Genomic DNA, 23,852 nt, shown 5'->3' with positions numbered 1-23,852 from the left:
CGCGGCGACCAGACCTTGACCGCTCCGGCACTCCACTCATGAAGACCCTCCGCCGCCTCTTCGTTCTCGCACTCGTCGCGGCGCTGGTGGGCGCGGGGATCTGGTGGATGACCCGCCCGCAGCCGATCGAGGTGGCGGTGCACGAGGTGGCCCGCGGTACGGTCGAGGCCACGCTGACCAACACCCGCGCCGGCGAGGTCGAGGCCTGCCAGCGCGCGAAGATGGCGACGATCGCGGGCGGGCGGATCGAGTGGCTGGGCGTGGAGGAAGGCGACCGCGTCGAGGCCGGACAGGTGCTGATGCGGCTGTGGCATGGTGACCTCGACGCGCGCGCGGCGGTCGTGCGCGCCCAGCTCGCCACCGCCCGCCAGCGCGTGCAGGAGGCGTGCGCCGTGGCGGCCAACGCCGAGCGCGAGGCCGCGCGCCAGGCGCAGCTGGTGAAGCGCGGCTTCGTGTCCGCCAGCGCCGAGGAGAGGGCCCGCACCGAGGCGCGTGCCCGCCGCGCCGCCTGCGACACCGCGCAGGCCGACATCGCCACCGCCCAGGCCCAGCTCGTCGCGACCGAAACCGAGCGCCAGCGCCTGGTGTTGGTTGCGCCCTTCGCCGGCACCGTGGCCAAGATCAGCGGCGAGCTGGGCGAATACGCGACGCCCTCCCCGCCCGGCGTGCCGATGCCGCCGGCGATCGACCTGATCGACGACTCCTGCCTGTACGTGAAGGCGCCGATGGACGAAATCGACGCACCGAAGATCCGGCCCGGGCTGCCGGTGCGCATCACGCTCGAGGCCATCCCCGGCAAGGTCTTCGAAGGCCGCGTGCGCCGTGTCGCGCCGTATATCACCGCGGTGGAGAAGCAGGCGCGCACGGTGGCGGTGGATGTGGATTTCGCGGACCCGGCCGAGGCGCACGGGATGCTGGTGGGCTACAGCACGGACGTGGAGATCGTGCTCGCGACACGTGCGGAGGTGCTGCGCGTCCCGACCGGGGCCTTGCGGGAGGGCGGCAAGGTGCTGGTGGTCGAGGGCGACACGCTGGTCGAACGCACGCTGCGGACGGGCGTGGCGAACTGGGAGTTCACCGAGGTGGTGTCGGGACTGGCTGCGGGGGAGAGGATTGTGACGTCGCTCGAGCGGGAGGGGGTGATGGCGGGGGCGAAGGTGGCGCTGCGGCCGGAAGAGGCGCGGTAGGCGCTGGATCGAAGTGGGCGCCCCGGCTCCCGGATCGCGACTTGCGTCGCTCCCACATCCCTCCCCGAGCGCCGCGGTGTCGCCGCGTGCACGCCAGTCGGCGCACGCATTCCCGGGCGTCGCAGCGTCGCCGCTTCCGGTCCAATCGGCGCCAGCCTCGCCAGGCGCCGCGTCTCGCCTGTGGGAGCGACGCAAGTCGCGATTGCCGCCGCCGAGCGGGCAAGGTCTTTTTTCATTGTCCGCTCGCCCGACACCCCATGCAGGGCGCTGAAAGGTGCCTCATGCCACCTCACGGAAGCCACACCGGCCTGAATTGAAGCTGCAACAGAACACCATGGCCCAGATCGAACTCGAGCACATCGACCGCATCTTCAAGCTCGGCGACAGCGAGGTGCACGCCTTGCGCGACATCACGCTGCGCATCGAGCCCGGCGAGTACGTCGCGGTCATGGGACCGTCGGGTTCCGGCAAATCGACGCTGCTCAACCTGCTCGGTCTGCTCGACCGCCCCGACGCCGGCCATTACCGGCTCGAAGGCCGCGACGTCACCACACTCTCGGCCGACGAGCAGGCCGCGGTGCGCAGCGCACGCATCGGCTTCGTGTTCCAGAGCTTCCACCTCGTCCCCCGCCTCAGCGCGGCCGAGAACATCGGCCTGCCGCTGGTGCTCGCCGGCATCCCCGTCGCCGAGCGCGCTGCTCGCATCGCGCAGGCCTTGCAGGACTTCGGCCTCGAGGGGCGCGCCCGGCACCGCCCCGACGAACTCTCCGGCGGCCAGCGCCAGCGCGTCGCGATCGCGCGTGCCACCATCATGCGGCCGGCGATGCTGCTCGCCGACGAGCCCACCGGCAACCTCGACCGCGCCACCGGCCACGAGGTCACCGCGCTGCTCGAGGCGCTCAACGCCGCCGGCACCACGCTGATCGTCGTCACCCACGACCCTTCGATGGGCGAGCGCGCACACCGCCGCATCCTGATGGAGGACGGCGCGATCCGTCAGGACCTGCGCACCGCCGCACCGCCCCCATGAGCCCCGCCGACACCCTGCGCTTCGCCACCCGCGCCGCCACCGCGTGGCCGCTGCGCGCCGCGTTGATGATGCTGGCGATGTCGATCGGCGTCGCCGCGGTGGTGGTACTCACCGCGCTCGGCGACGGCGCGCGGCGCTACGTGGTGAACGAGTTCTCCGCGCTCGGTGCCAGCCTGCTGATCGTGCTGCCCGGACGCACCGAGACCGGTGGCGTCAACGCGGGCAGCTTCGTCAGCAGCACGCCGCGCGAGCTCACCAACGCCGACGCCGCCGCGCTGTTGCGCTTGCCGCTGGTGCAGCGCGTGGCGCCGCTCGCGGTGGGCAACTCCGAGATCGCCGTCGGCGGCCGGCTGCGCGAGGTCACGGTCGTCGGCACCAGCGCCGACTTCCTCGAGCTGCGCGGTCTGAAGATCGGCCACGGCGGCTTCCTGCCGCGCGAGGACTTCAACCGCGCCTCGGCGGTGGCGGTGATCGGCGACGCACTGCGCAGCGAACTCTTCCCCGGACAGAGCGCGGTGGGCCGCATGATCCGTGTCGGCGACACCCGGCTGCGCGTGATCGGCGTGCTCACGCCGTCCGGGCGCGGGCTGGGCATGACCACCGACGAGCTGGTGCTGGTGCCGGTGGCGACCGCGCAGGCGATGTTCGACACCAGCGGGCTGTTCCGCATCTTCGTCGAGGCGCGCGGGCGCGAGGCCTTGCCCGCGACGCAGCGCCAGATCGAGGAGCGCCTGCGCGCGCGCCGCGACGACGAGCTCGACTTCACCGTGATCACCCAGGACGCCGTTCTCGGCACCTTCGACCGCATCCTCGGCGCGCTCACCCTGGGCGTGGCCGGCATCGCCGCGATCAGCCTGGCAGTCGCGGGCATCCTGGTGATGAACGTGATGCTGGTCGCGGTCACCCAGCGCACCGCCGAAATCGGCCTGCTCAAGGCGCTCGGCGCGCGCGCCGGCACCATCCGCGCCGCCTTCCTCGCCGAGGCCGCGCTGCTCTCCGTCGCCGGCGCGCTCGCCGGCTTCGCGCTCGGCCACGCCGGCGCCTGGGGCGTGCGCCTGGCTTTCCCGCAGCTGCCGGCGTGGCCGCCCGACTGGGCGGTGATCGCCGCGCTCGCCACCGCGCTCGGCACCGGGGTGCTGTTCGGCGTGCTGCCCGCGCGCCGCGCCGCCCGGCTCGATGCGGTGCAGGCCTTGTCGAAGCGGTAGCGGCGATGCGCTGGCGTGACGCCCTCCACCTCGCCCTGCGTGCGATCACCGCGCATCGGCTGCGCAGCCTCCTGACCCTGCTCGGCATCGGCGTGGGCATCGCCGCGGTGATCCTGCTCACCTCGATCGGCGAGGGTCTGCACCGCTTCGTGCTCGCCGAGTTCGGCCAGTTCGGCACCAACGTGATCAACCTCCACCCGGGCCGCCAGGGCGCACGCGGCGGCCCGCCCGGCCTGCCGTCCACCGCGCGCGACCTCACCCTGGACGACGCGGACGCGCTCGCCCGCCTGCCCCATGTGCGCCACGTCACCGGTTCGGTGAGCGGCAACGCCGAGGTGCGCGCGCAAGGCCGGGTGCGGCGCAGCACCGTGCTCGGCGTGGGACCGCAGATGCAGGAGGTGTACTCGATGCGGGTGCGCGTGGGGCAGTTCCTGCCGCCCGACGAGGCGGCGAGCGCGCGCGCCTTCGTGGTGCTGGGCCCCAAGCTCGCACGCGAGCTCTTCGGCAGCACCATCGCGCTCGGCGAGCACGTCGAGATCGGTGCCGAGCGCTTCCGCGTGGTCGGCGTCATGGAAGAGAAGGGGCAGTTCCTCGGTATCGATCTGGACGACGCCGCCTACATCCCGGTGGTGCGCGGCATGGCGCTGTACCAGCGCGACGGCCTCATGGAGATCGCGTTGACCTACGACCCCGAGGCCCCCGCCGCGCGCGTGGCGGAGGCGGTGAAGAAGCGGATGATCGCGCGCCACGGACGCGAGGACTTCACCGTGCTGACGCAGGAGGACATGCTGGCGACGCTGTCGAACATCCTCGATCTGCTCACCGCGGCGGTGGGTGCGCTCGGGGCGATCTCGCTGCTGGTGGGCGGAGTGGGCATCGTCACCATCATGAGCATCGCGGTCACCGAGCGCACCGGAGAGATCGGCCTGCTGGTGGCCCTGGGCGCACGTCGGCGCACCATCCTCGCGCTCTTCCTCGGCGAGGCGGTGGTGCTGGCGGGCATCGGCGGCCTGCTCGGCCTGCTCGTCGGCGCAGGCCTTGCCCAGCTGGTCGGGCTGCTGGTGCCGGCGATGCCGGTGGCCACGCCCTGGCGATACGCGCTCGCCGCCGAGGGGGTCGCCATCGTGGTCGGGCTCGCCGCCGGGGTCCTGCCCGCACGCAGGGCGGCACGGCTCGACGCGGTCGAGGCCTTGCGCGCGGAGTGAGCCATGCGGCGCGCGCGCCCGTTCCAGCGCCACCCTCGCACGCACGTCGTTCCTGCAAAACCACCGCGCTTCCGGGAGCGCCTGGAGCCAAGCGAGTCGCGAGTCGGACGCTGACGAAGCGCCGCCCCGCCCTCAGCCGACGAGCCTTTCCGCGCGGATCGCCTCGTATTCGTCCTGCCAGAACCATTTCGCCTCGCCGAAGGCGGGCGCGAGCTGGTCGAGCCAGGTGGCCTTTTCGTCGAACCGGGCGAAGAACGGGCGTTGCACCCAGTCGGGGTTGCGGCCCTGGATGAAGCGCAGCACGAAGACCTTCTCGCCGGCGATCTCGGTGACGCCCTGGATCTCGACCTTGCCGGGGCTGGCACTCATGCTCGGGCCGCGGGCGGTGCGGGCGAGGCCGGAGACCTGCTGGATGGCCTGCTGGTAGATCTCCCAGGCGCGCGCGAGCGGAACCTCGAAGTAATGGCGGGCGCCGGTGTCGCGCTCGACGAACATGTAATAGGGGACGAGGCCGAGGCGGACCTCGGTCTTCCACAAGCGCGCCCAGGCGGCGGGGTCGTCGTTGATGTGGGCGATGAGCGGACCTTGTGCGCGGATGACGGCACCGGTGGCGCGGATGCGGCGGATGGCGGCGTGGGCGGCGTCGGTCTCGAGCTCCTTCCAGTGGTTGTAGTGCGCCATCAGCGCGACGTGCTTGCCGGCTTCGACGAGCTGCCGGAGAAGGCGCATGAGATCGTCGGCATCCTCGGCGCCGAGGAAGCGGTGCGGCCAGAAGGTGAGCGCCTTGGAGCCGATGCGGATGGTCTGGATGTGGTCGAACTCGGGGCGCAGCAGGGGTTCGAGGTATTCGCGCAGGTGACGGGTCTTCATGACCATGGGGTCGCCACCGGTGACGAGCAGGTCGGTGACCTCGGTATGGGTGCGCAGGTAGTCCTGCAGCACGCGGGCTTCGGAGCTGGCGATGCGCAGCTCCTTGTCGCCGACGAATTGCGCCCAGCGGAAGCAGAAGCTGCAATAGGCGTGGCAGGTCTGGCCCTGGCTGGGGAAGAAGAGCACGGTCTCGCGATACTTGTGCTGCAGGCCGTCGATGCGCTTGCCGTGCTCGTCGAGCGGCATGTTCATCTGCATCTGGTCGGCGGGGTGCGGGTTGAGGGCGTGGCGGACCTCGGCGATGGCGGCCTCGAGCGCGTCCTTGTCCGCGTCGCCTTCGATGAGGCGGGCGATGCGCTCGTAGTGCTCGGACGCGAGCATGCCGCGCTGCGGGAAGGTGAGCTGGAAGATGGGGTCGCGGGGGACGTCGGCCCAGTCGATGAGCTCGTCGATGACGTATTGGTTGACGCGGAAGGGCAGCACGGCGGCCACGACCTTCATCTCGAAGCGCTGCTCGGGAGAAAGGCGCGCGAGCTGCGGGATGCGGTCGAGATCGCGGGCGGTGAAGACCTTGAAGGACATCGGGGCGAAGCGCTCGGCGGCGGGCGCGGCGCGCGGGTTCGGCACTGCGGCGGCGATGGGGACCGCTCGCGCGGTCGCGGCAGCGGCGGCTGTGCGCGGGGTCGGGGCCGCGAGAGCATGCACTTGTGCGCTCATGTTCGTCTCCTTGGTCTGGTTGTGCTGGGGGTCTGCCGGTGCCGCGGGTTGCGGCCGCGCACCGGTTGCGGTTCGGCAGCGCGTGCGGTGGCCGGGCAAACGGCGGCGCCCGAGGCAAGCATCGGCCGACGGCGGCCAGGCTCCCGGCATCCGTCGACACCCCGGAGTGGGGAGTCGCTTGGGGATGTGATGGTATGTCACAAAGTTGTTTTGTGCAAATCTAATAAAGGCATACTCGGAGGAAGCTCTGCTGCCGGCCGCGGCGCCCGTGGCCGCGCCGGTTCTCGACCGCAGCGATCGCGACTTGCGTCGCTCCTACGACACCATCACAGTTGCATCGGCATCGGCATCGGCATCGGCATCGGCATCGGCATCGGCATCGGGATCGGCATCGGCATCGGCATCGGCATCGGTATCGGGCGATGCGTGGCGCGCTGCCCGGGCGACGATCCAAGGCGATGGCCTTGATTTGGTTCACGTAGGAGCGACGCAAGTCGCGATTCCGGCCTTCGGGCAGCGCGGCGTGGGCGGAAGCGCCGCATTCGCGACTTGCGTCGCGCCTGCCGGAGAGCCGCTGCGCGGATGGCTTGCGCTTGCCTTGCCCCCTCCGCACTCACTAAGCTGAAGAGGTTCCCCACGAATGGAGCGCACCATGGACTTCCGCAACGGCAGGGAGAGCGACAACGTCGAGGACCGCCGCGGACAAGGCGGGCGCGGCCTGCGCGGCGGGGGCAAGATCGGCATCGGGACGATCGTGCTCGCGCTGGTGGCGATGTACTTCGGGATCGATCCGAGCGTGGTCCTCGACACGGCCATGACCGACCCCGCGCCGGTCGAATCCACCCAGACCCGCCCCGCCGCCGAGAACGCGCAGGCGCGCTTCGTGTCGATGGTGCTGGCCGACACCGAGGACACCTGGCGGACGATCTTCCAGCAGGGGGGCGCGACCTACCGCGAGCCCAAGCTCGTGCTCTACACCGGCGCGACGCGCAGCGCCTGCGGGGTCGGGCAGGCGGAGATGGGGCCGTTCTACTGTCCGGCGGACGCCAAGGTGTATCTCGACCTGGCCTTCTTCGACGAGCTTCACCACCGCTTCGGCGCGCCCGGCGACTTTGCCCAGGCGTACGTGATCGCGCACGAGATCGGCCACCACGTGCAGAACCTGCTGGGCATCTCGGACAAGGTGCAGCAGGCGCGCACGCGGGTGTCGGAGCGCGAGGCGAACCAGCTCTCGGTGCGCCTGGAACTGCAGGCGGATTGCCTCGCGGGCATCTGGGCCCACCACGCCAACCGCAGCCGCAGCGTGCTCGAGGCCGGCGACATCGAGGAAGGCCTCGCCGCCGCCACCGCGGTGGGCGACGACCACATCCAGAAGCGCAGCCAGGGTTACGCGGTGCCGGACAGCTTCACCCACGGCAGTGCCGAGCAGCGCCGGCGGTGGTTCGCGATCGGATTGCAGCAGGGGCAGTTCAAGTCCTGCGACACGTTCAGCGCGCCGCGGTTGTAGTTACGCCGTCGCCGCAAAGGCACGGCGCCATCGCCCGGGAGCCCGTCCAGGGCGATGACGCCGATTGTTTTCGCGTAGGAGCGACGCAACACATCGCACCGACGTCACCCGGGAGCCCGTCCGCGGCGCGCGTTCCGGTCCCGCGGTGGCCGGACAAAAAAGAGGCCTGCTTGCGCAGGCCTCGTGCCGACAGGCACCCGGGCGTGGCCCGGGTCTCCCTCCCCATCGATCAAAACGGTTTTCGGGTGGCGATCACTCGAACTCGATGATGACCTCGTCCACCGACAGGCTGGCGCCGGGCTTGGCGACGATCTTCTTGACCTTGCCGTCCTGCTCGGCCTTGAGGACGTTTTCCATCTTCATGGCTTCGATGATGGCGAGCTTCTCGCCGGCCTTGACGTCCTGGCCCTCGGTCACCGCGATCTCGCGCAGCAGGCCGGGCATGGGCGAGAGCAGGAACTTGGAGAGGTCGGGCGGCAGCTTCGCGGGCATCAGCGACAGCAGGTGGGCCGCGCGCACGGTCATCACGACGGGTTCGACCTGCAGGCCGAAGTGCGAGATGCGGTAGCGCAGGCCGCGGCGTTCGATCTGCAGGCCGATCGGGGCGCCGTTGACGGTGCCCGCGAAGAGCAGCTCGCCGAACTTCCAGTCGGAGACGATGTTGTAGGTCCGGCCTTCGCAGGTGACGGCGAGGCCGCCTTCGATGGCGGCGGTGCGCATGGCGTACTGCTTGCCGCCCATGACGACGACCCATTCGCTGGCGACCTTGCGGCCGTGGCCGGCGAGCTGACCTTCGATCTGCACGGCGCGCTCGATGTAGCGCATGCGGGCGAAGGTGGCGACGGCGGCGAGCAGCGCGGGGTCGTCGTGCGGGACCATGGAGGCGTCGAAGCCCTTCGGATACTCCTCGGCGATGAAGCCGGTGTTGAAGTGGCCCGAGCAGAAGCGCGGATGCTGCAGCAGCGCGGCCTGGAAGGGGATGTTGGAGCTGATGCCGCGGATGACGAAGCCGTTGAGGGCGTCGCGCATGCGCTCGATCGCATCCTGGCGGTCCTTGCCGTGCACGATGAGCTTGGCGATCATCGAGTCGTAGAACATCGAGATCTCGCCGCCTTCATACACGCCGGTGTCGACGCGCACGCCGTTGCCTTCGGCCGGGGGCTGGAACTTGATGAGGCGGCCGGTGGAGGGCAGGAAGCCGCGGAAGGGGTCTTCGGCGTTGATGCGGCATTCCATCGCCCAGCCGTCGATCTTGACGTCGGCCTGGGCGAGCGGCAGCTTTTCGCCGTAGGCGACGCGGATCATCTGCTCGACGAGGTCCAGCCCGGTGATGAGCTCGGTGACCGGGTGCTCGACCTGCAGGCGGGTGTTCATCTCGAGGAAGTAGAACTCCTTGGTCGCGCCGCTGACCACGAACTCGACCGTACCGGCCGACTCGTAGTTCACCGCGCGCGCCAGGGCCACGGCCTGCTCGCCCATGGCCTTGCGCATCGCGGGGTCGACGAAGGGGCTGGGGGCTTCCTCGATGACCTTCTGGTGACGGCGCTGGATGGAGCAGTCGCGCTCGTTCAGGTAGACGTAGTTGCCATGCGAGTCGCCCAGCACCTGGATCTCGATGTGGCGCGGCTCGAGCACGTACTTCTCGATGAAGACGCGGTCGTCGCCGAAGGCGTTGCGCGCCTCGTTGACGCAGGAGGCGAAACCCTCGTGCGCCTCCTTGTCGTTGAAGGCGACGCGCAGGCCCTTGCCGCCGCCGCCGGCGGAGGCCTTGATCATGACCGGGTAGCCGATCTTCTTCGCGATCTCGACCGCCTCGTCGGGGCCGGAGATGGCGTCGTTGTAGCCGGGGATGGTGTTCACGCCGGCCGCGATGGCGAGCTTCTTGGACTCGATCTTGTCGCCCATCTTGGCGACCGAGTAGTGCTTCGGGCCGATGAACTTGATGCCTTCCTCTTCGAGGCGGCGCGAGAACTCGGCGTTCTCGGACAGGAAGCCGTAGCCCGGGTGGACCGCCTCGGCGCCGGTCTGCTTGCAGGCGGCGATGATCTTGTCCATGACCAGGTAGGACTCTTTCGAGGCCGCCGGGCCGATGCAGACGGCTTCGTCGGCGAGTTCGACGTGGAGCGCGTTCTTGTCCGCCTCGGAGTACACCGCGACGGTCTTGATGCCCATCTTGCGGGCGGTCTTGATGACGCGGCAGGTGATTTCACCGCGGTTTGCAATCAGGATTTTCTTGAACATTTGGTCGGTTCCTCGTGCGCGGGTCAGAGCGGGATGTTGCCGTGCTTGCGCCACGGGTTGTCGAGCTGCTTGTCGCGCAGCATGGCCAGCGAGCGGCAGATGCGCTTGCGGGTGTTGTGCGGCATGACCACGTCGTCGATGAAGCCGCGGCTGGCGGCGACGAAGGGGTTGGCGAAACGGGCCTTGTATTCGGCTTCGCGCTGGGCGAGCTTCTCGGGGTCGCCCTTCTCTTCGCGGAAGATGATCTCGACCGCGCCCTTGGCGCCCATCACCGCGATCTCGGCGCTCGGCCAGGCGAGGTTCACGTCGCCGCGCAGGTGCTTGGACGACATCACGTCGTAGGCGCCGCCGTAGGCCTTGCGGGTGATCAGGGTGACCTTGGGCACGGTGCACTCGGCGTAGGCGTAGAGCAGCTTGGCGCCGTGCTTGATGATGCCGCCGTATTCCTGCGCGGTGCCGGGCATGAAGCCGGGGACATCGACCAGGGTGACGACCGGGATATTGAAGGCGTCGCAGAAGCGCACGAAGCGGGCGGCCTTGATCGAGCTCTTGATGTCGAGGCAGCCGGCCAGCACGAGCGGCTGGTTGGCGACGATGCCCACCGGCGAGCCTTCCATGCGCGCCAGGCCGATGATGATGTTCTTGGCGTAGTCGGGCTGCAGCTCGAAGAAATCGCCGTCGTCGACCATCTTGAAGATCAGCTCCTTCATGTCGTAGGGCTGATTCGGGTTCTCCGGGACCAGGGTGTCGAGCGACAGGTCGATGCGGTCGGCGGAGTCGGCGCAGGGGATCGCGGGCGGCTTCTCGCGGTTGCTGGAGGGCAGGAAGCCGATCAGGCGACGCGTCATCATCAGCGCCTCGACGTCGTTCTCGAAGGCGAGGTCGGCGACGCCGGACTTGGTGTTGTGGGTGACGGCGCCGCCGAGCTCCTCGGCGGTGACTTCCTCGTGGGTCACGGTCTTCACGACCTCGGGACCGGTCACGAACATGTAGGACGAGTCCTTGACCATGAAGATGAAGTCCGTCATCGCCGGGCTGTACACCGCGCCGCCGGCGCAGGGGCCCATGATCAGCGAGATCTGCGGGATGACCCCGGAGGCCAGCACGTTGCGCTGGAACACGTCGGCGTAGCCGCCGAGCGAGTCCACGCCTTCCTGGATGCGCGCTCCGCCCGAGTCGTTGAGGCCGATGACCGGGGCGCCGACCTTCATGGCGTGGTCCATGACCTTGCAGATCTTCTCGGCGTGGGTCTCGGAGAGCGAGCCGCCGAAGACCGTGAAGTCCTGCGAGAACACGAAGACCAGGCGGCCGTTGACGGTGCCGTAGCCGGTGACCACGCCGTCACCGGGGATGTGCTCGGCATCCATGCCGAACTCGGTGCAGCGGTGCTCCTTGTACATGTCCCACTCTTCGAAGCTGTCGTCGTCGAGCAGCAGTTCGATGCGCTCGCGCGCGGTGAGCTTGCCCTTGCGGTGCTGCGCGTCGATGCGCTTCTGGCCGCCACCGAGGCGGGCCAGTTCGCGCTTTTTCTCGAGCTGGCGAATGATGTCTTGCATGAGTGCGATCTCCTGTCAGATCTCGGTTTCGGCCGGCTGTCGCGGCAGTCGGCCCTGTTCGTTGGATTGGAGGTGGCCGAGCAGCCGGAAGGCCGCGGCCGCGGGTGTGGTGCCGCCCTCCTCGACCGCGCGTGCGAGGGCGGGAAGTTCCTCGCGCACGCGGGGATGGCTGCGGAAACGGCTGCGCAGCCCGGAATCGATCATCTCCCACATCCAGGCCAATGCCTGGTGGCGACGCTTGGCGGCGAACTCCCCGGAGGCGCCGAGCGCCTCGCGGTAGTCGCACACCGCCTTCCAGAAGTCGGCGATGCCCTGCTTCTGCAGCGCCGACAGGGTGAGCACCGGCACGGTCCAGTTGGGGCTGGCCGGGCGCAGCATGTGCAGCGCGGTCTTGATCTGCGCCTTGGCGCGCATGGCCGCACCGGCGTCGATGTCGGCCTTGTTGATGACGATCAGGTCGGCGATCTCCATGATCCCTTTCTTGATCGCCTGCAGGTCGTCACCGGCGTTGGGCAGTTGCAGCAGGCAGAAGATGTCGGTCATGCCGGCGACCGCGGTCTCGGACTGCCCGACGCCGACGGTCTCGACGATGATGACGTCGAAGCCCGAAGCTTCGCACACCAGCATGGTCTCGCGCGTCTTCTCGGCCACGCCGCCGAGGCTGCAGGCCGAGGGGCTGGGGCGGATGAAGGCCGCGGGGTTCTGTGACAGCAGCTCCATGCGCGTCTTGTCGCCGAGGATGGAGCCACCGGTGACCGACGAGGACGGATCGACCGCGAGCACCGCGACGCGCAGGCCCTGCTCGATGAGGTAGAGCCCGAGCGCCTCGATGAAGGTGCTCTTGCCCACGCCCGGCACGCCCGAGATCCCCACCCGCATCGCCCCGCCGGTATGCGGCAGCAGCGCCTCGAGCACCTTCTGCGCGCGCGCCTGATGGTCCTCGCGCTGCGATTCGATCAGCGTGATGGCCTTGGCCAGCGGCCGCAGCTGGCGCGCCAGCACGCCAGCGACCAGCGACTGGTCGGCGGGATCGAGAGGGGTGGATATCGGAGCAGGCATGTCGGGTCTTATAGGGGGCGTCCGTTCTACGGTTTGCGGTTCGTGGTTCTTGTAGGAGCGACGCAAGTCGCGATTCCCGCCTCGACGATGCGCACGCCGCCCGCTGATCCGCTGCAATCGCGACTTGCGTCGCTCCTACGGGAAGCGTGAGGTCGGCGGCGCCTGCCCGGGCGCTGCGATCGCGACTTGCCTCGCTCCTACATCGACCTTACGTCGCCTTGCGTGCGGCGCGGATCTGCTTCAGCACCTCGCGTGCGGCCGCCGGGATCGGCGTGCCGGGGCCGAAGATCCCCTTGGCGCCGGCGGCGTACAGCGTGTCGTAGTCCTGCGCCGGGATCACGCCACCGACGAAAGTGATGATGTCGTCGGCGCCGAGGCGCTTCAACTCGTCGATGACGGCCGGGACCAGGGTCTTGTGGCCGGCGGCGAGGCTGGAGCAGCCGACCGCATGGACGTCGTTCTCGACCGCGTGGCGGGCCGCTTCTTCCGGGGTCTGGAAGAGCGGGCCGATGTCGATGTCGAAACCGAGGTCGGCGAAGGCCGAGGCCACCACCTTGGCGCCGCGGTCGTGGCCGTCCTGGCCGAGCTTGGCGATCATCACGCGCGGGCGGCGGCCTTCTTCGGCGATGAAGGCCTCGATGTCGGCCTTGAGGGTCTTCCAGTCTTCCTGTTCTTCCACGACGGCTCCATAGACGCCGGAAACGGCTTGCGGATTGGCACGGTAACGGCCGAAGACCTTCTCGAGCGCGTCGGAGATCTCGCCGACGGTGGCACGCAGGCGAATGGCCTTGACCGACAGGTCGAGCAGGTTGCCTTCGCCCGTCTCGGCGCACTTGGTGAGCGCAGCGAGCGCGGCCTGCACCGCGGCGGTGTCGCGGGTGGCGCGGATCTTGTCGAGGCGGGCGATCTGCGCCTCGCGCACCGCATGGTTGTCGATGTCGAGGATGTCGATCGGGTCTTCCTTGGCGAGCTTGTACTTGTTCACGCCGACGATCACGTCCTTGCCCGAGTCGATGCGCGCCTGCTTGTCGGCGGCGCACTCCTCGACCTTCATCTTGGCCCAGCCGGATTCGACCGCGCGGGTCATGCCGCCCATGGACTCGATCTCCTCGATCAGCGCCCAGGCCTTGTCGGCCATGTCCTGGGTGAGCTTCTCCATCATGTAGGAGCCGGCCCAGGGGTCGACCACGTTACAGATGTGGGTCTCTTCCTGGATGATGATCTGGGTGTTGCGCGCGATGCGGGCGGAGAACTCGGTAGGCAGGGCGATCGCCTCGTCGAGCGCGTTGGTGTGCAGCGACTGGGTGCCGCCGAACACCGCAGCCATGGCCTCGATCGTGGTGCGCACGACGTTGTTGTAGGGGTCCTGCTCGGTGAGCGACCAGCCGGAGGTCTGCGAGTGCGTGCGCAGCATCATCGACTTGGCGCTCTTGGGGTTGAACTGCTTCATGAGCCGCCACCACAGCAGGCGCGCGGCGCGCATCTTGGCGATCTCGAGGTAGAAGTTCATGCCCACCGCCCAGAAGAAGGACAGGCGGCCGGCGAAGGTGTCGACGTCCATGCCGGAGTTGATGCCGGTGCGCACGTACTCGACACCGTCGGCGAGCGTGAAGGCGAGCTCGATGGCCTGGTTGGCGCCCGCCTCCTGGATGTGGTAACCGGAAATCGAGATGCTGTTGAACTTCGGCATGTGCTGCGCGGTGTAGCCGAAGATGTCGGCGATGATCTTCATCGACGGGGTGGGCGGATAGATGTAGGTGTTCCGCACCATGAACTCTTTCAGGATGTCGTTCTGGATCGTGCCCGAGAGCTTGTCCTGGCTCACGCCCTGCTCCTCGGCGGCGACGATGTAGCCGGCGAGGATCGGCAGCACGGCACCGTTCATGGTCATCGACACCGACACCTTGTCGAGCGGGATCTGGTCGAACAGGATCTTCATGTCCTCGACCGAGTCGATCGCCACGCCGGCCTTGCCGACGTCGCCGGTCACGCGCGGATGGTCGGAGTCGTAGCCGCGGTGGGTCGCCAGGTCGAACGCGACCGACACGCCCTGGCCGCCGGCGGCGAGCGCCTTGCGGTAGAAGGCGTTGGACGCTTCGGCGGTGGAGAAGCCGGCGTACTGGCGGATGGTCCACGGCTTGACCGCGTACATGGTGGGCTGCGGGCCGCGCAGGAAGGGCTCGAAGCCGGGCAGCGTGTCGGCGTGCTGCAGGCCTTCGGTGTCGGCCTTGGTGTACAGCGGCTTGACCGAGAGGCCCTCGGGCGTGATCCAGTTCAGCTTGTCGAGGTCGCCCCCCGGCGCCTGCTTGGCGGCAGCCTTTTTCCAGGCCTCGATGTCGGGCTGGGGATAGACGGGATCGTTGGCTTTCGACATGGGAAACCTCGTGAGATCTGCGGCGGCCTGGGGTACAGGCGCGACCCGGATTGGTGATTTATCGGCAAGCCAAACCCCCCCGGGGCGGCGACGAAGCCGCCCGTGGCGATCCCACGAGCGGCCGTCGACGCTCCGGCAAGCGACGCGTCCCCTCTCTTCCGCCGGGTGGTCCCGGCGCCTCCCATGACGCATCGCGCTTCGGAAGTTGACTTGCACTGCAGGAAAAATAATACTTTATCCATAATTATGAATGCAATAGGCGGCAGCGGGCGAATGCGTTCCGACGGTCGGAAAGGGCGCGCAGCGAGCCGGGCCCGTCCGGCGAGAGAGGGCATGCACGCGCCACCACCACCCGTGATGGCCCTGCCCCGCGCCACCTTTTGAATCCGCTCCGAAGAAAGAATCCGCCCATGAACGCCACCCGCATCGCTCCGATCGCGCTCTACCAGGAAGTGGCCGAGCGCCTGCGCCAGCGGATCTTCTCGCACGAGCTGCCGCCCGGCACCTGGGTGGACGAACAGGCGCTGGCCGAGCACTACGGCATCTCGCGCACACCGCTGCGCGAGGCGCTGAAGGTACTGGCCTCCGAGGGCCTGGTGACGCTCAAGCCGCGGCGCGGCTGCTACGTGACCGAGATCTCGGAGCGCGATCTCGACGAGGTGTTCAGCGTGATGTCGATGCTCGAAGGCGAGTGCGCCCGGCTGTCGGCTGCGCGCGCGACCGAGGACGACCTCGCCCGCCTGCGCGCGATCCACGCCAACCTCGAGAAGGCCGCCGGCAAGCCCGACATCGACCGCTTCTTCGAGGCCAACCAGGCCTTCCACCTCGCCCTGCAGGAGATCGCCGACAATCGCTGGTTGCTCCACGTGATCGAGGACCTGCGCAAGGTGATCAAGCTGTCGCGCCACCACTCGCTGTTCTCGGAGGGCCGGCTGGAGCAGTCGCTCGCCGAGCACCGCGACATCCTCCAGGCCTTGCTCGACCGCGACGGCGCGCGCGCCGAGACCCTGATGCGCACCCACATCCTCAGCGGCCGCGCCGCCCTCGCCCGCATCGCCGAGGCGAAGACGCAGGCCGCGTGAGGCCTGGCCACATTGATTTCGTGTGGGAGCGACCCGGCCGACACGCCCGCAATCGCGACTCGCGTCGCTCCTACATCCCACCGAAGCCGCCGCCGGTTTTCGTGGGAGCGACGCAAGTCGCGATTGCGGCGATTCCGCACCCGACAGGCGCCGACGCGGACGACGGGCGTCGGAACCGGCTTGTTGTTACACGGCGCCGACCGGGGTCTCGCGGGTGACCAGCACTTGGTCGATGCGGTAGTTGTCGATGTCGACCACCTCGAACTTGTAGCCGAGGTAGGTCACGAAGTCGGTGCGCTTGGGGACCTTGCGCAGGCGGTACATCAGGAAACCGGCGACGGTCTCGTAGTTCTGGAAGCCCTCGAAGACCTCGATCTCGAGCGCCTGCATGACGTCCTCGATCGGCGTGGCGCCGTCGATGAGCCAGGAGTTGTCGTCTCGGCGCACGATGAGCTCTTCCTGGAAGGGGCTGACGAGATCGCCCATCACCGTGTTCATCACGTCCTGCAGCGACAGCAGGCCCACCACCAGCGCGTATTCGTTGAGGATGAGCGCGAAATCCTCCTTGGCGTCGCGGAAGCGCTCGAGCGCCTCGAAGAGCGTGAGCGTGTCGGGCAGCATCAGCACCTTGCGCACGATCGGCTGGGTGCGCAAGGACAGATCCTGGCCCTGCACGATGCGCGGCAGGATGTCCTTCGAGTCCACATAGCCGATCACGCTGTCGATGCCGTCCTCGCACACCGGAAACTTCCCGTGCGGGTGGGCGGCGATCTTGCGCCGGATGCTCTCCTCGGACTCCGACAGGGTGAGGAAGACGATGTTCTCGCGCGAGGTCATCGCCGAGGGCACGATGCGCGAGTCGAGCTCGAACACGTTGCTGATCAGGTGCTGCTCCTGGCGCAGCAGCGCGCCGGCCTGGGCACCGGCGTCGGCCATGGCCATGATGTCGTCGGCGGTGATGTCCTCGATGCGCACGCTCGGCAACTTGAACCAGCGGAAGATGAGGTTGGCCGCGCCGTTGAAGACCCACACCAGCGGCGCGAACAGCCACATGCACACCTGCATCGGCTGCACCACCGCCACCGCGATGCGTTCGGGCTGGACCATGGCCAGGCGCTTGGGCATGAGGTCGGCAAAAAGCACGAACAGCGAGGTGACGAAAACGAAGGAGACGACGAAGGCGATGGTGTCGAGCATCGGGCCGGCGTAGGCCCGGCGCAGCAGCTCGGTGACGTAGGGAGAAAGCGCCTGTTCGCCGACTACGCCGCCGAGAATGGCGACGGCGTTGAGGCCGATCTGCACCACGGTGAAGAAGTGGCCCGGACTGTCCTGCAGCGCAAGCACGCGCCGGGCGTTGAGATGCCCTGCCTCGGCCATGACGCGCAGCTTGATCTTGCGCGCAGCCGCGAGGGAGATCTCGGACATGGAAAAGAAGGCGCTCGCTGCGATCAGCAGCAGGATGACGAGCAGTTCGTTGACAGGCACGACGACTCCTTTGGGATGAAGGTCCCGCCGGAAGGCAAAACCAGAATCTAGTCTGCGAGTCTACCACCGCGGCCTGAAGGGCAATCGGTGCCCCGGCGCATCGCCGCCCCCCCCGGGAAGGGATGGAGGAGGAATGCAGGAGGAATGTAGGAGCGACGCGGGTCGCGATTGCGCCCCCGCAGCCCTTTCCGGCCGCGCATCGCCCGCCACATCGCCCGATCGCGGCTGGCGTCGCTCCCACGAAAACCGTCGTGGCCCGACCAGCGCCTCGAGTTTCTTGCAGGAGTGACGCCCGTCGCGATCCGGCGGCGAAGAGGCGCACCGCCGGTCGACGAAAAACCCGCCCGGCGCGGGAGCGCGGGGCGGGTCGGGGATGCGGCGCGGTTCGGGGAACCGCGCGCTTCGGTCAGTGCGACGAGGCGGTCGCGGCGCCGACACCGGTCTGGGCGCGCACGTACTGGTCCTCGAAGGCTTCCTTCTCGGCCTCGGCCGCCTTGCTCTTGTCGAGCGTGGAGAACAGCCAGGTCATGAAGAAGGCGATCGGCATCGAGAACAGCGCCGGCTGGGTATAGGGGAAGATCGCCGAAGCGTTGCCCAGCACATCCACCCACACCGACTTGGACAGCAGCACGAACAGCACTGCGCTGACCAGGCCGGAGTAGCCGCCCACGAGGGCGCCCTTGGTGGTGAGGCCCTTCCAGTACATCGACAGGATCAGCACCGGGAAGTTGGCCGAAGCGGCCACGCCGAAGGCGAGCGCGACCATGAACGCGATGTTCATCTTCTCGAAGGCCATGCCGAGCAGCACCGCGACCACACCGAGGCCGATGGTGGCGAACTTCGACACCCGCAGTTCGGTCGCTTCGTCGGCCTTGCCCTTCATGATGACGCGCGAGTAGATGTCGTGCGAGATCGCCGAGGCACCGGCCAGCGCCAGGCCGGCCACCACCGCGAGGATGGTCGCGAAGGCCACCGCCGACAGGAAGCCGAGCAGAAGGTTGCCGCCGACCGCGTTGGCCAGGTGCATGGCGATCATGTTGCCGCCGCCGATGACCTTGCCGCCGATCACGCCGCCTTCGAAGAACTGCGGGTTCTGGCCGACGATGATGATCGCGCACAGGCCCATGATGGCGATGACGTTGAAGAAGTAGGCGACGATACCCGAGGCGTAGAGCACGGACTTGCGCGCTTCCTTGGCATCGGTCACGGTGAAGAAGCGCATCAGGATGTGCGGCAGGCCGGCGGTGCCGAACATCAGGCCGAGGCCGAGCGAGATCGCGGTCACCGGATCGGCGAGCAGGCTGCCGGGGTTGAGCAGCTTCTGGCCCAGCTTGTGCACTTCCATCGCACGGTTGGTGAGCTCGTCGAACGAGAAGCCGAACTGGCTGAACGCGAGCACGCCCACCGCGGTACCGCCGATCAGCAGCATGCAGGCCTTGATGATCTGCACCCAGGTGGTGGCGACCATGCCGCCGAAGGTGACGTACACCATCATCAGCGCGCCGACGACGACGAGCGCGATGTTGTAGTCGAGACCGAACAGCAGCTTGATGAGCTGGCCGGCACCGACCATCTGCGCCACCAGGTAGAAGCACACCACGGTCAGCGAGCTCACCGCGGCCATCGTGCGCACCTTGCCCTGGTCGAGGCGGTAGGCAGTGATGTCGGCGAAGGTGAACTTGCCCAGGTTGCGCAGACGCTCGGCCATCAGGAACAGGATGATCGGCCAGCCCACGAAGAAGGAGAGCATGTAGATGTAGGCATCCACACCCTGCGCGTACATCATCGCGGTGAGACCGAGCAGCGTGGCGGCGGACATGTAGTCGCCGGCGATCGCGAGGCCGTTCTGGAAGCCGGTGATGCCACCGCCGGCGGTGTAGAAGTCGGCGGTCGACTTGGTGCGGCTGGCCGCCCAGTAGGTGATGCCCAGGGTCATCAGCACGAACACAAAGAACATGCCGATGGCGTGGAGGTTGAGCGGCTGCTTCTCGGCGGCGTCCATCGCGGGACCGGCGGCGAGCACCAGCGGGCTGGCGGCCAGCGCGAGCAGGCCGGCGGCGCTACGGGAAAGGCTACGGGCGTTCATCATTTTTCCTCCTTCCAGGCGGCCTTCACGAGTTCCTTGTTGATGTCGTCGAACTCGCCGTTGGCGCGGCGGACGTACACCAGGGTCAGGACCCAGAAGAAGATGAACTGCAGCAGGCCGGCGAGGATGCCGAAGGTCAGGTTGCTGCCCTCGAACAGACGCTTGCCGATGAGCTCGGGCGCGAACGCCACGAGCAGCACGAAGCCGTAAAAGACGATCAGGACGATCGCCGCCAGAATGCCCGCGAAGCGGGTGCGCTTGGCGACAAGCTCCGCGAACCGCGGGTTGCGCCGGATGTGCGCATACATCGAGCTAGACACTTTCACTCCCTCCCAAGGATAAGCAACACGAACTGCTTTGCCTCCACCTTTCCTCCTGCCTCGGCGGCCGTCTGACGCGGCATCGTAGGCGAGCGGATGATATATCATCCATAAGACTCCATACACATCCGTATGGAAAAATTTTATTTATCGAAAACGGCGAACCGATGAACACAAGAATCGACCTCGACATCGACCAGGGCATCGCCACCGTGACCCTGCACAACCCGACCAAGCTGAACGCTGTGAACGCGGCGATGTGGCGCGGACTCTCGGCGGCGATGGCGCGCATCGCCGCCGACGATTCGGTGCGCTGCGTGATCGTGCGCGGCGCGGGCGAGAACGCCTTCGCCGCCGGCGGCGACATCGAGGAGTTCCGCAGCGTGCGCGCGACGGTGGACGATGCGCTGCACTACCACGAGGACCTGGTGGCGAGCGCGCTGAACGCGATCCGCGACTGCGCCGTGCCCACCGTGGCGGCGATCCGCGGCGCCTGCGTGGGCGGCGGGCTGGAGATCGCCGGCTGCTGCGACATCCGCATCGCGGGCGAGTCGGCACGCTTCGGCGCGCCGATCAACCGCCTGGGGTTCTCGATGTATCCGGGCGAGATGGCCGGCCTGCTCGCCCTGGTCGGCCCGGCGGTGGTCCTGGAAATCCTGCTCGAGGGCCGCATCCTGGATGCGCGCGAGGCGCTGCAGAAGGGCCTGCTGACCCGCGTGGTGGACGACGAACGCGTATTCGAGGAGGCCGCCGTGTCGGCCGAGCGCATCCGCGCGGGCGCGCCGCTGGTGGCGCGCTGGCACAAGCAATGGGTGCGCCGGCTGACCACCGGCGTGGCGCTGGACGAGGAGGAGAAGCGCCGCGCCTTCGACTTCCTCGCCACCGCGGACTATCGCGAGGGCCTTGCCGCATTCAGCGAGAAGCGGGCACCGGTGTTCCGGGGGCGCTAGCCGCGGCGCCGCAATCGCGACTTGCGTCGCTCCTACGGCACGTCACCGCGCTTCCGAAGGCGCCTGTAGGAGCGACGCGAGTCGCGATCGGGCGATCCGGTCGGCGATGCGCGGCCGGCGAGGACTGCGGCGCCGCAATCGCGACTTGCGTCGCTCCCACGGCACGTCACCGCGCTTCCGAAAGCGCCTGTGGGAGCGACGCGAGTCGCGATCCCGGCGCGGGCAGGCGCTTCATCGCCGCTTCGGCTTCTCCTCGACGTACTCCTCCACCTTCACCGCGCGCAGCTGGTAGCCCGCGGTACCCATGTCGGAATCGATGCGCCCCACCGCCATGACCCCGTCCACCCACACCGGCAGCATGTTCCAGCCGCCCGGCACGGGCTTGTCGGGGATGACGTGGATGAGCTGGTTGGCGGGCGGCGGCGGGACGTGCACGCAGGCACCGAAATACGGGACGAGGAGAAACTCGCGGATCTTCTCGCCGCTGGTCTCGAGCGGCACGACGAAGCCGGGGATGCGCACGCGCGCACCGGCCATGCGCTCGACCAGGGGCGCACGGTCCCACTCCTCGCGCATGCGCTGCAGCGCCTCGGCGGCGCGCGGGTCGTTGTCCTCGAGCTTGTCGAGCTCGAGGCCCGAGAGGAAGCCCTCGGGGTTCCAGTCGGCAGGGATGAGGTCGTCCCAGCTGATCTCGCGGAACTCGCCCTTTCCCGGCGCGGGCGCAGCGAGGCGGTCGCCCACCGCGTACTGGCCGGCGGACTCGCCGGCCGGGGCCTGCGCGCCAGCCGGCAGCGGCGCGAACGCCAACAGGGCAAGCAGCGGTACGACGCGCAGCGCGCGCGGGACCAAGCGGGCGAGGTGCAGATTCGTGTTCATTTCCTGCCTCCGGTTGCAGGCGTGCGGTGATGGATCCGGGCCCTCCCGGCCCCGCGAACGAGGCGGTGCATCCCGCCTCAGGTCCGCACGGTCATGCCGTCGGCGAGCGACTGGCGGTAGGCGCGCAGCGCCGGCAGCAGGCTGGCGACCAGGCTGGCGGCGAGCACCGCGCCGAGCAGGCGCCATTCGCCCGCCGCGGGCCAGCCCAGGCTCGGCTGCAGACCATGCTGCGCGGCGAGCCAGGGGGCGAGCGCGGCGCCCGCACCATACAGCAGCCCGAGGCCGAGCGCGATGCCCGCAGTGGCGAGCAGCAGGCTCTCAAGCGCGAGCAGCGCGAAGACCTCGCGCGGGCTGGCACCCAGCGCACGCAGGATGGCGAGCTCGCGGCGGCGCTCGCCCAGGCTTGCCAGCACCACCGCCACCATGCCCGTCAGGCCGACCACGACCACCAGGGCCGAGACCGCGAGCAGCGCGCGCTCGGCGATGCCGACGAGGTCCCACAGCTGCTGCAGGGTCGCACCGGGCAGGATGGCGGTGAGCGGTTCGCCGGCGTAGGCGTTGATCTGGCGCTGCACGCGGAACACCGCGCTGCGGCTGTGCAGCCCGACGAGCGCGGCCGTGACGGATTTGGGGCGCAGGTCGAACTTGCGCACCTGCTCGGGCGTGATCTTCAGGCCCGGGATGGGCGCGCCGCCATGCCAATCGACATGAATCGCCTCCAGGCCCTCCAGGCTCACCAGCACGGCGCGGTCGAGCGGCGTGGCGCTGGGCGCGAGGATGCCGACCACGGTGAAGGGCTTGTCGGCGTGCTCGGCGAAGCGCGCTCCGCCCTCCCCCGCGCCGCCGCCGTGGCTGAGCACGATGCGCTCGCCGAGGCGGTAACCATGGCGGGCGGCGACCTCGGCGCCGATCACGGTCTGGAAGAGGTCCTCGACGCGCGCGGTTGCGCCGGCGAACGGGCCGCCGGCCGCGAAGACCAGACTGCGCCCCTCGCCATGGCGGTATTGCGCGAAGAAGTCCGTGGTGGTGCCGACCACGCGGTGACCGCGGTGCGAGTCGCCGAGCGCGAGCGGTACCAGCCACTTCACCTGGGGCAGCGCGGCGACGTGCTCGATGCTGGCCCACGACAGGTTGGCGGTGGCGTCGCCGATGTGGAAGACCGAGTACAGCAGCAGCTGCACCGGGCCGCTGCGCGCGCCCACCACCAGGTCGGTGGCGGAAATCGTCTGCGCGAAGCCCGCGCGCGCATCGTTGCGCAGGCGCTCGACCCCGAGCAGCAGCGCCACTGCCAGCGCCACCGCGACCACGGTGAGCGCGGCCGACAGCCTGCGGTTGGCGATGCTGCGCAGCGACAGCATGAAGACGGGGCTCATCGCGCGTCCTCCGCAGCGAGGCCGGCGCGGACGAGCGCACCGAGGTCGAGCACGCGGTCGAAGTGCGCTGCCAGGCGCTGGTCGTGGCTGACGAAGAGCAGCGCGGCGCCGACCGCGGCGCATTCGTCGAGCAGCAGGTCGATGAAGGTCTGCTGACGATCGGCGTCGAGCGCGGAGGTGGGCTCGTCCGCCACCACCAGGCCGGGACGGCCGATCAGCGCGCGCGCCGCGGCCACGCGCTGCTGCTGGCCGACCGAGAGCTGCGTGGCCGGGCGCTCGAGCAGCTCGACGCCGAGGTCGAGCCGCGCCGCCAGGCGCGCCGCCTCGGCAGCCGGCGTGCTGCCCGCGGCCGCGATACGCGCGCGCCGCTGCGGCGCGAAGCGGCAGGCGAGCAGGATGTTGTCGCGCGCGGACAGCCAGGGCAGCAGGTTGAAGAGCTGGAACACGAAGCCGACGTGGTCGGCACGGAAGCGGTCGCGCGCGCCCGCCGACAGCGCGCCGAGCGCCTGCCCGCCGACCTCGACCGTGCCGGCCTGCGGCAGGATCACCCCGCCGACCAGCGACAGCAGCGTGGTCTTGCCGCTGCCGCTCGGCCCGCGCAGGAAGACGCGCTCACCGGCGCCGAGCTGCAGCGCGTCGATCGCCAGGCAGTCCTGCGCGCTGCCCGGCCAGCGGTAGCGCAGGCCGGAGATGCGCACCGCCGGCGTCGGGTGCGCTCGCACTGCCGCG

Annotated in this window: 18 protein-coding genes; 7 read left to right on the top strand and 11 right to left on the bottom strand. The window is 69.0% G+C overall.

The genetic code is table 11. The features are described from left to right. The first annotated feature begins 38 nt into the window (after positions 1 to 38). From PO78_RS08485 to PO78_RS08470, 4 genes are all read left to right on the top strand, one after another. The gene (locus PO78_RS08485; protein WP_043743181.1) at positions 39 to 1,187 is read left to right on the top strand and encodes an efflux RND transporter periplasmic adaptor subunit; all 1,149 of its coding nucleotides are present in this window, start codon (positions 39 to 41) and stop codon (positions 1,185 to 1,187) included. Positions 1,188 to 1,521: 334 nt separating this feature from the next. Continuing rightward, positions 1,522 to 2,217 carry an ABC transporter ATP-binding protein gene (locus tag PO78_RS08480; RefSeq protein WP_012585969.1) on the top strand — a complete coding sequence of 232 codons (696 nt, stop codon included), beginning with the start codon at positions 1,522 to 1,524 and terminating at the stop codon, positions 2,215 to 2,217. Further along, positions 2,214 to 3,422, top strand: a complete 1,209-nt coding sequence (locus PO78_RS08475; protein WP_043743180.1) for an ABC transporter permease — start codon at positions 2,214 to 2,216, stop codon at positions 3,420 to 3,422. Before PO78_RS08480 ends, PO78_RS08475 begins: the two co-directional genes overlap by 4 nt. 5 nt (positions 3,423 to 3,427) lie before the next feature. Beyond that, the gene (locus tag PO78_RS08470; RefSeq protein WP_004327454.1) at positions 3,428 to 4,627 is read left to right on the top strand and encodes an ABC transporter permease; all 1,200 of its coding nucleotides are present in this window, start codon (positions 3,428 to 3,430) and stop codon (positions 4,625 to 4,627) included. A 132-nt stretch (positions 4,628 to 4,759) separates the two neighbouring features. Here the strand turns inward: PO78_RS08470 and PO78_RS08465 are convergent, their stop codons facing one another. Further along, positions 4,760 to 6,214: a KamA family radical SAM protein gene (locus PO78_RS08465; RefSeq protein ID WP_197068751.1), complete on the bottom strand. Its 1,455-nt coding sequence runs from the start codon at positions 6,212 to 6,214 to the stop codon at positions 4,760 to 4,762. Positions 6,215 to 6,866: 652 nt separating this feature from the next. On the opposite strand from PO78_RS08465, the gene ypfJ reads away from it, so the two are divergent. Continuing rightward, positions 6,867 to 7,721 carry a KPN_02809 family neutral zinc metallopeptidase gene (gene ypfJ, locus PO78_RS08460; protein WP_187283009.1) on the top strand — a complete coding sequence of 285 codons (855 nt, stop codon included), beginning with the start codon at positions 6,867 to 6,869 and terminating at the stop codon, positions 7,719 to 7,721. A gap of 252 nt (positions 7,722 to 7,973) precedes the next feature. Here ypfJ and accC read toward each other — a convergent pair whose 3' ends face one another. The 4 genes from accC to scpA form a co-directional block, all read right to left on the bottom strand. Beyond that, a complete protein-coding gene (gene accC / locus PO78_RS08455) occupies positions 7,974 to 9,962 on the bottom strand; it encodes an acetyl-CoA carboxylase biotin carboxylase subunit (RefSeq protein ID WP_004314673.1) in 1,989 nt (662 codons plus the stop codon). 23 nt (positions 9,963 to 9,985) lie between these two features. Next, the gene (locus PO78_RS08450; RefSeq protein WP_004314669.1) at positions 9,986 to 11,518 is read right to left on the bottom strand and encodes an acyl-CoA carboxylase subunit beta; all 1,533 of its coding nucleotides are present in this window, start codon (positions 11,516 to 11,518) and stop codon (positions 9,986 to 9,988) included. 15 nt (positions 11,519 to 11,533) lie between these two features. Then, positions 11,534 to 12,577, bottom strand: coding sequence for a methylmalonyl Co-A mutase-associated GTPase MeaB (gene meaB / locus PO78_RS08445; protein WP_043743179.1), 1,044 nt, complete (start codon positions 12,575 to 12,577; stop codon positions 11,534 to 11,536). A gap of 208 nt (positions 12,578 to 12,785) precedes the next feature. After that, complete coding sequence (gene scpA / locus PO78_RS08440) at positions 12,786 to 14,951, bottom strand: methylmalonyl-CoA mutase (protein WP_043743178.1); 2,166 nt, start codon at positions 14,949 to 14,951, stop codon at positions 12,786 to 12,788. Positions 14,952 to 15,361: 410 nt separating this feature from the next. Between scpA and PO78_RS08435 the strand changes: the two genes are divergently transcribed. Next, positions 15,362 to 16,033 (top strand): GntR family transcriptional regulator, encoded by a 672-nt coding sequence (locus PO78_RS08435; protein ID WP_004314663.1) that lies wholly within the window; start codon positions 15,362 to 15,364, stop codon positions 16,031 to 16,033. 186 nt (positions 16,034 to 16,219) lie between these two features. Here PO78_RS08435 and PO78_RS08430 read toward each other — a convergent pair whose 3' ends face one another. The 3 genes from PO78_RS08430 to PO78_RS08420 form a co-directional block, all read right to left on the bottom strand. Beyond that, positions 16,220 to 17,518 (bottom strand): hemolysin family protein, encoded by a 1,299-nt coding sequence (locus PO78_RS08430; protein WP_012585973.1) that lies wholly within the window; start codon positions 17,516 to 17,518, stop codon positions 16,220 to 16,222. Positions 17,519 to 17,924: 406 nt separating this feature from the next. Further along, positions 17,925 to 19,604 (bottom strand): cation acetate symporter, encoded by a 1,680-nt coding sequence (locus tag PO78_RS08425; protein ID WP_004314661.1) that lies wholly within the window; start codon positions 19,602 to 19,604, stop codon positions 17,925 to 17,927. Further along, complete coding sequence (locus tag PO78_RS08420; protein ID WP_353799366.1) at positions 19,604 to 19,924, bottom strand: DUF485 domain-containing protein; 321 nt, start codon at positions 19,922 to 19,924, stop codon at positions 19,604 to 19,606. Before PO78_RS08420 ends, PO78_RS08425 begins: the two co-directional genes overlap by 1 nt. 167 nt (positions 19,925 to 20,091) lie before the next feature. Between PO78_RS08420 and PO78_RS08415 the strand changes: the two genes are divergently transcribed. Beyond that, a complete protein-coding gene (locus PO78_RS08415) occupies positions 20,092 to 20,874 on the top strand; it encodes an enoyl-CoA hydratase/isomerase family protein (RefSeq protein ID WP_004314659.1) in 783 nt (260 codons plus the stop codon). A gap of 231 nt (positions 20,875 to 21,105) precedes the next feature. On the opposite strand, the gene PO78_RS08410 is transcribed toward PO78_RS08415, so the two are convergent. The 3 genes from PO78_RS08410 to PO78_RS08400 all read right to left on the bottom strand — a co-directional run bounded on the left by PO78_RS08410 (position 21,106) and on the right by PO78_RS08400 (position 23,845). Beyond that, positions 21,106 to 21,750 (bottom strand): DUF3299 domain-containing protein, encoded by a 645-nt coding sequence (locus PO78_RS08410; RefSeq protein ID WP_004314658.1) that lies wholly within the window; start codon positions 21,748 to 21,750, stop codon positions 21,106 to 21,108. 77 nt (positions 21,751 to 21,827) lie between these two features. Beyond that, the gene (locus PO78_RS08405) at positions 21,828 to 23,123 is read right to left on the bottom strand and encodes an FtsX-like permease family protein (protein ID WP_012585976.1); all 1,296 of its coding nucleotides are present in this window, start codon (positions 23,121 to 23,123) and stop codon (positions 21,828 to 21,830) included. Further along, positions 23,120 to 23,845, bottom strand: coding sequence for an ABC transporter ATP-binding protein (locus PO78_RS08400; protein WP_012585977.1), 726 nt, complete (start codon positions 23,843 to 23,845; stop codon positions 23,120 to 23,122). Before PO78_RS08400 ends, PO78_RS08405 begins: the two co-directional genes overlap by 4 nt. Positions 23,846 to 23,852 lie beyond the last annotated feature (7 nt).

Source organism: Thauera sp. SWB20 (assembly GCF_000831325.1).
GTDB classification, from domain to species: Bacteria; Pseudomonadota; Gammaproteobacteria; order Burkholderiales; family Rhodocyclaceae; genus Thauera; species Thauera aminoaromatica.
This window is presented reverse-complemented; position numbering and strand designations above follow the sequence as displayed.

Coding starts and splice junctions, on each gene's coding strand:
- PO78_RS08415 (WP_004314659.1), top strand. CDS start 20,092: ATGAACACAAGAATCGACCTCGACATCGACCAGGGCATCGCCACCGTG.
- PO78_RS08405 (WP_012585976.1), bottom strand. CDS start 23,123: ATGAGCCCCGTCTTCATGCTGTCGCTGCGCAGCATCGCCAACCGCAGG.
- PO78_RS08480 (WP_012585969.1), top strand. CDS start 1,522: ATGGCCCAGATCGAACTCGAGCACATCGACCGCATCTTCAAGCTCGGC.
- accC (WP_004314673.1), bottom strand. CDS start 9,962: ATGTTCAAGAAAATCCTGATTGCAAACCGCGGTGAAATCACCTGCCGC.
- meaB (WP_043743179.1), bottom strand. CDS start 12,577: ATGCCTGCTCCGATATCCACCCCTCTCGATCCCGCCGACCAGTCGCTG.
- scpA (WP_043743178.1), bottom strand. CDS start 14,951: ATGTCGAAAGCCAACGATCCCGTCTATCCCCAGCCCGACATCGAGGCC.
- PO78_RS08470 (WP_004327454.1), top strand. CDS start 3,428: ATGCGCTGGCGTGACGCCCTCCACCTCGCCCTGCGTGCGATCACCGCG.
- PO78_RS08425 (WP_004314661.1), bottom strand. CDS start 19,604: ATGAACGCCCGTAGCCTTTCCCGTAGCGCCGCCGGCCTGCTCGCGCTG.
- PO78_RS08435 (WP_004314663.1), top strand. CDS start 15,362: ATGAACGCCACCCGCATCGCTCCGATCGCGCTCTACCAGGAAGTGGCC.
- PO78_RS08410 (WP_004314658.1), bottom strand. CDS start 21,750: ATGAACACGAATCTGCACCTCGCCCGCTTGGTCCCGCGCGCGCTGCGC.
- PO78_RS08485 (WP_043743181.1), top strand. CDS start 39: ATGAAGACCCTCCGCCGCCTCTTCGTTCTCGCACTCGTCGCGGCGCTG.
- PO78_RS08450 (WP_004314669.1), bottom strand. CDS start 11,518: ATGCAAGACATCATTCGCCAGCTCGAGAAAAAGCGCGAACTGGCCCGC.
- PO78_RS08475 (WP_043743180.1), top strand. CDS start 2,214: ATGAGCCCCGCCGACACCCTGCGCTTCGCCACCCGCGCCGCCACCGCG.
- ypfJ (WP_187283009.1), top strand. CDS start 6,867: ATGGACTTCCGCAACGGCAGGGAGAGCGACAACGTCGAGGACCGCCGC.
- PO78_RS08465 (WP_197068751.1), bottom strand. CDS start 6,214: ATGAGCGCACAAGTGCATGCTCTCGCGGCCCCGACCCCGCGCACAGCC.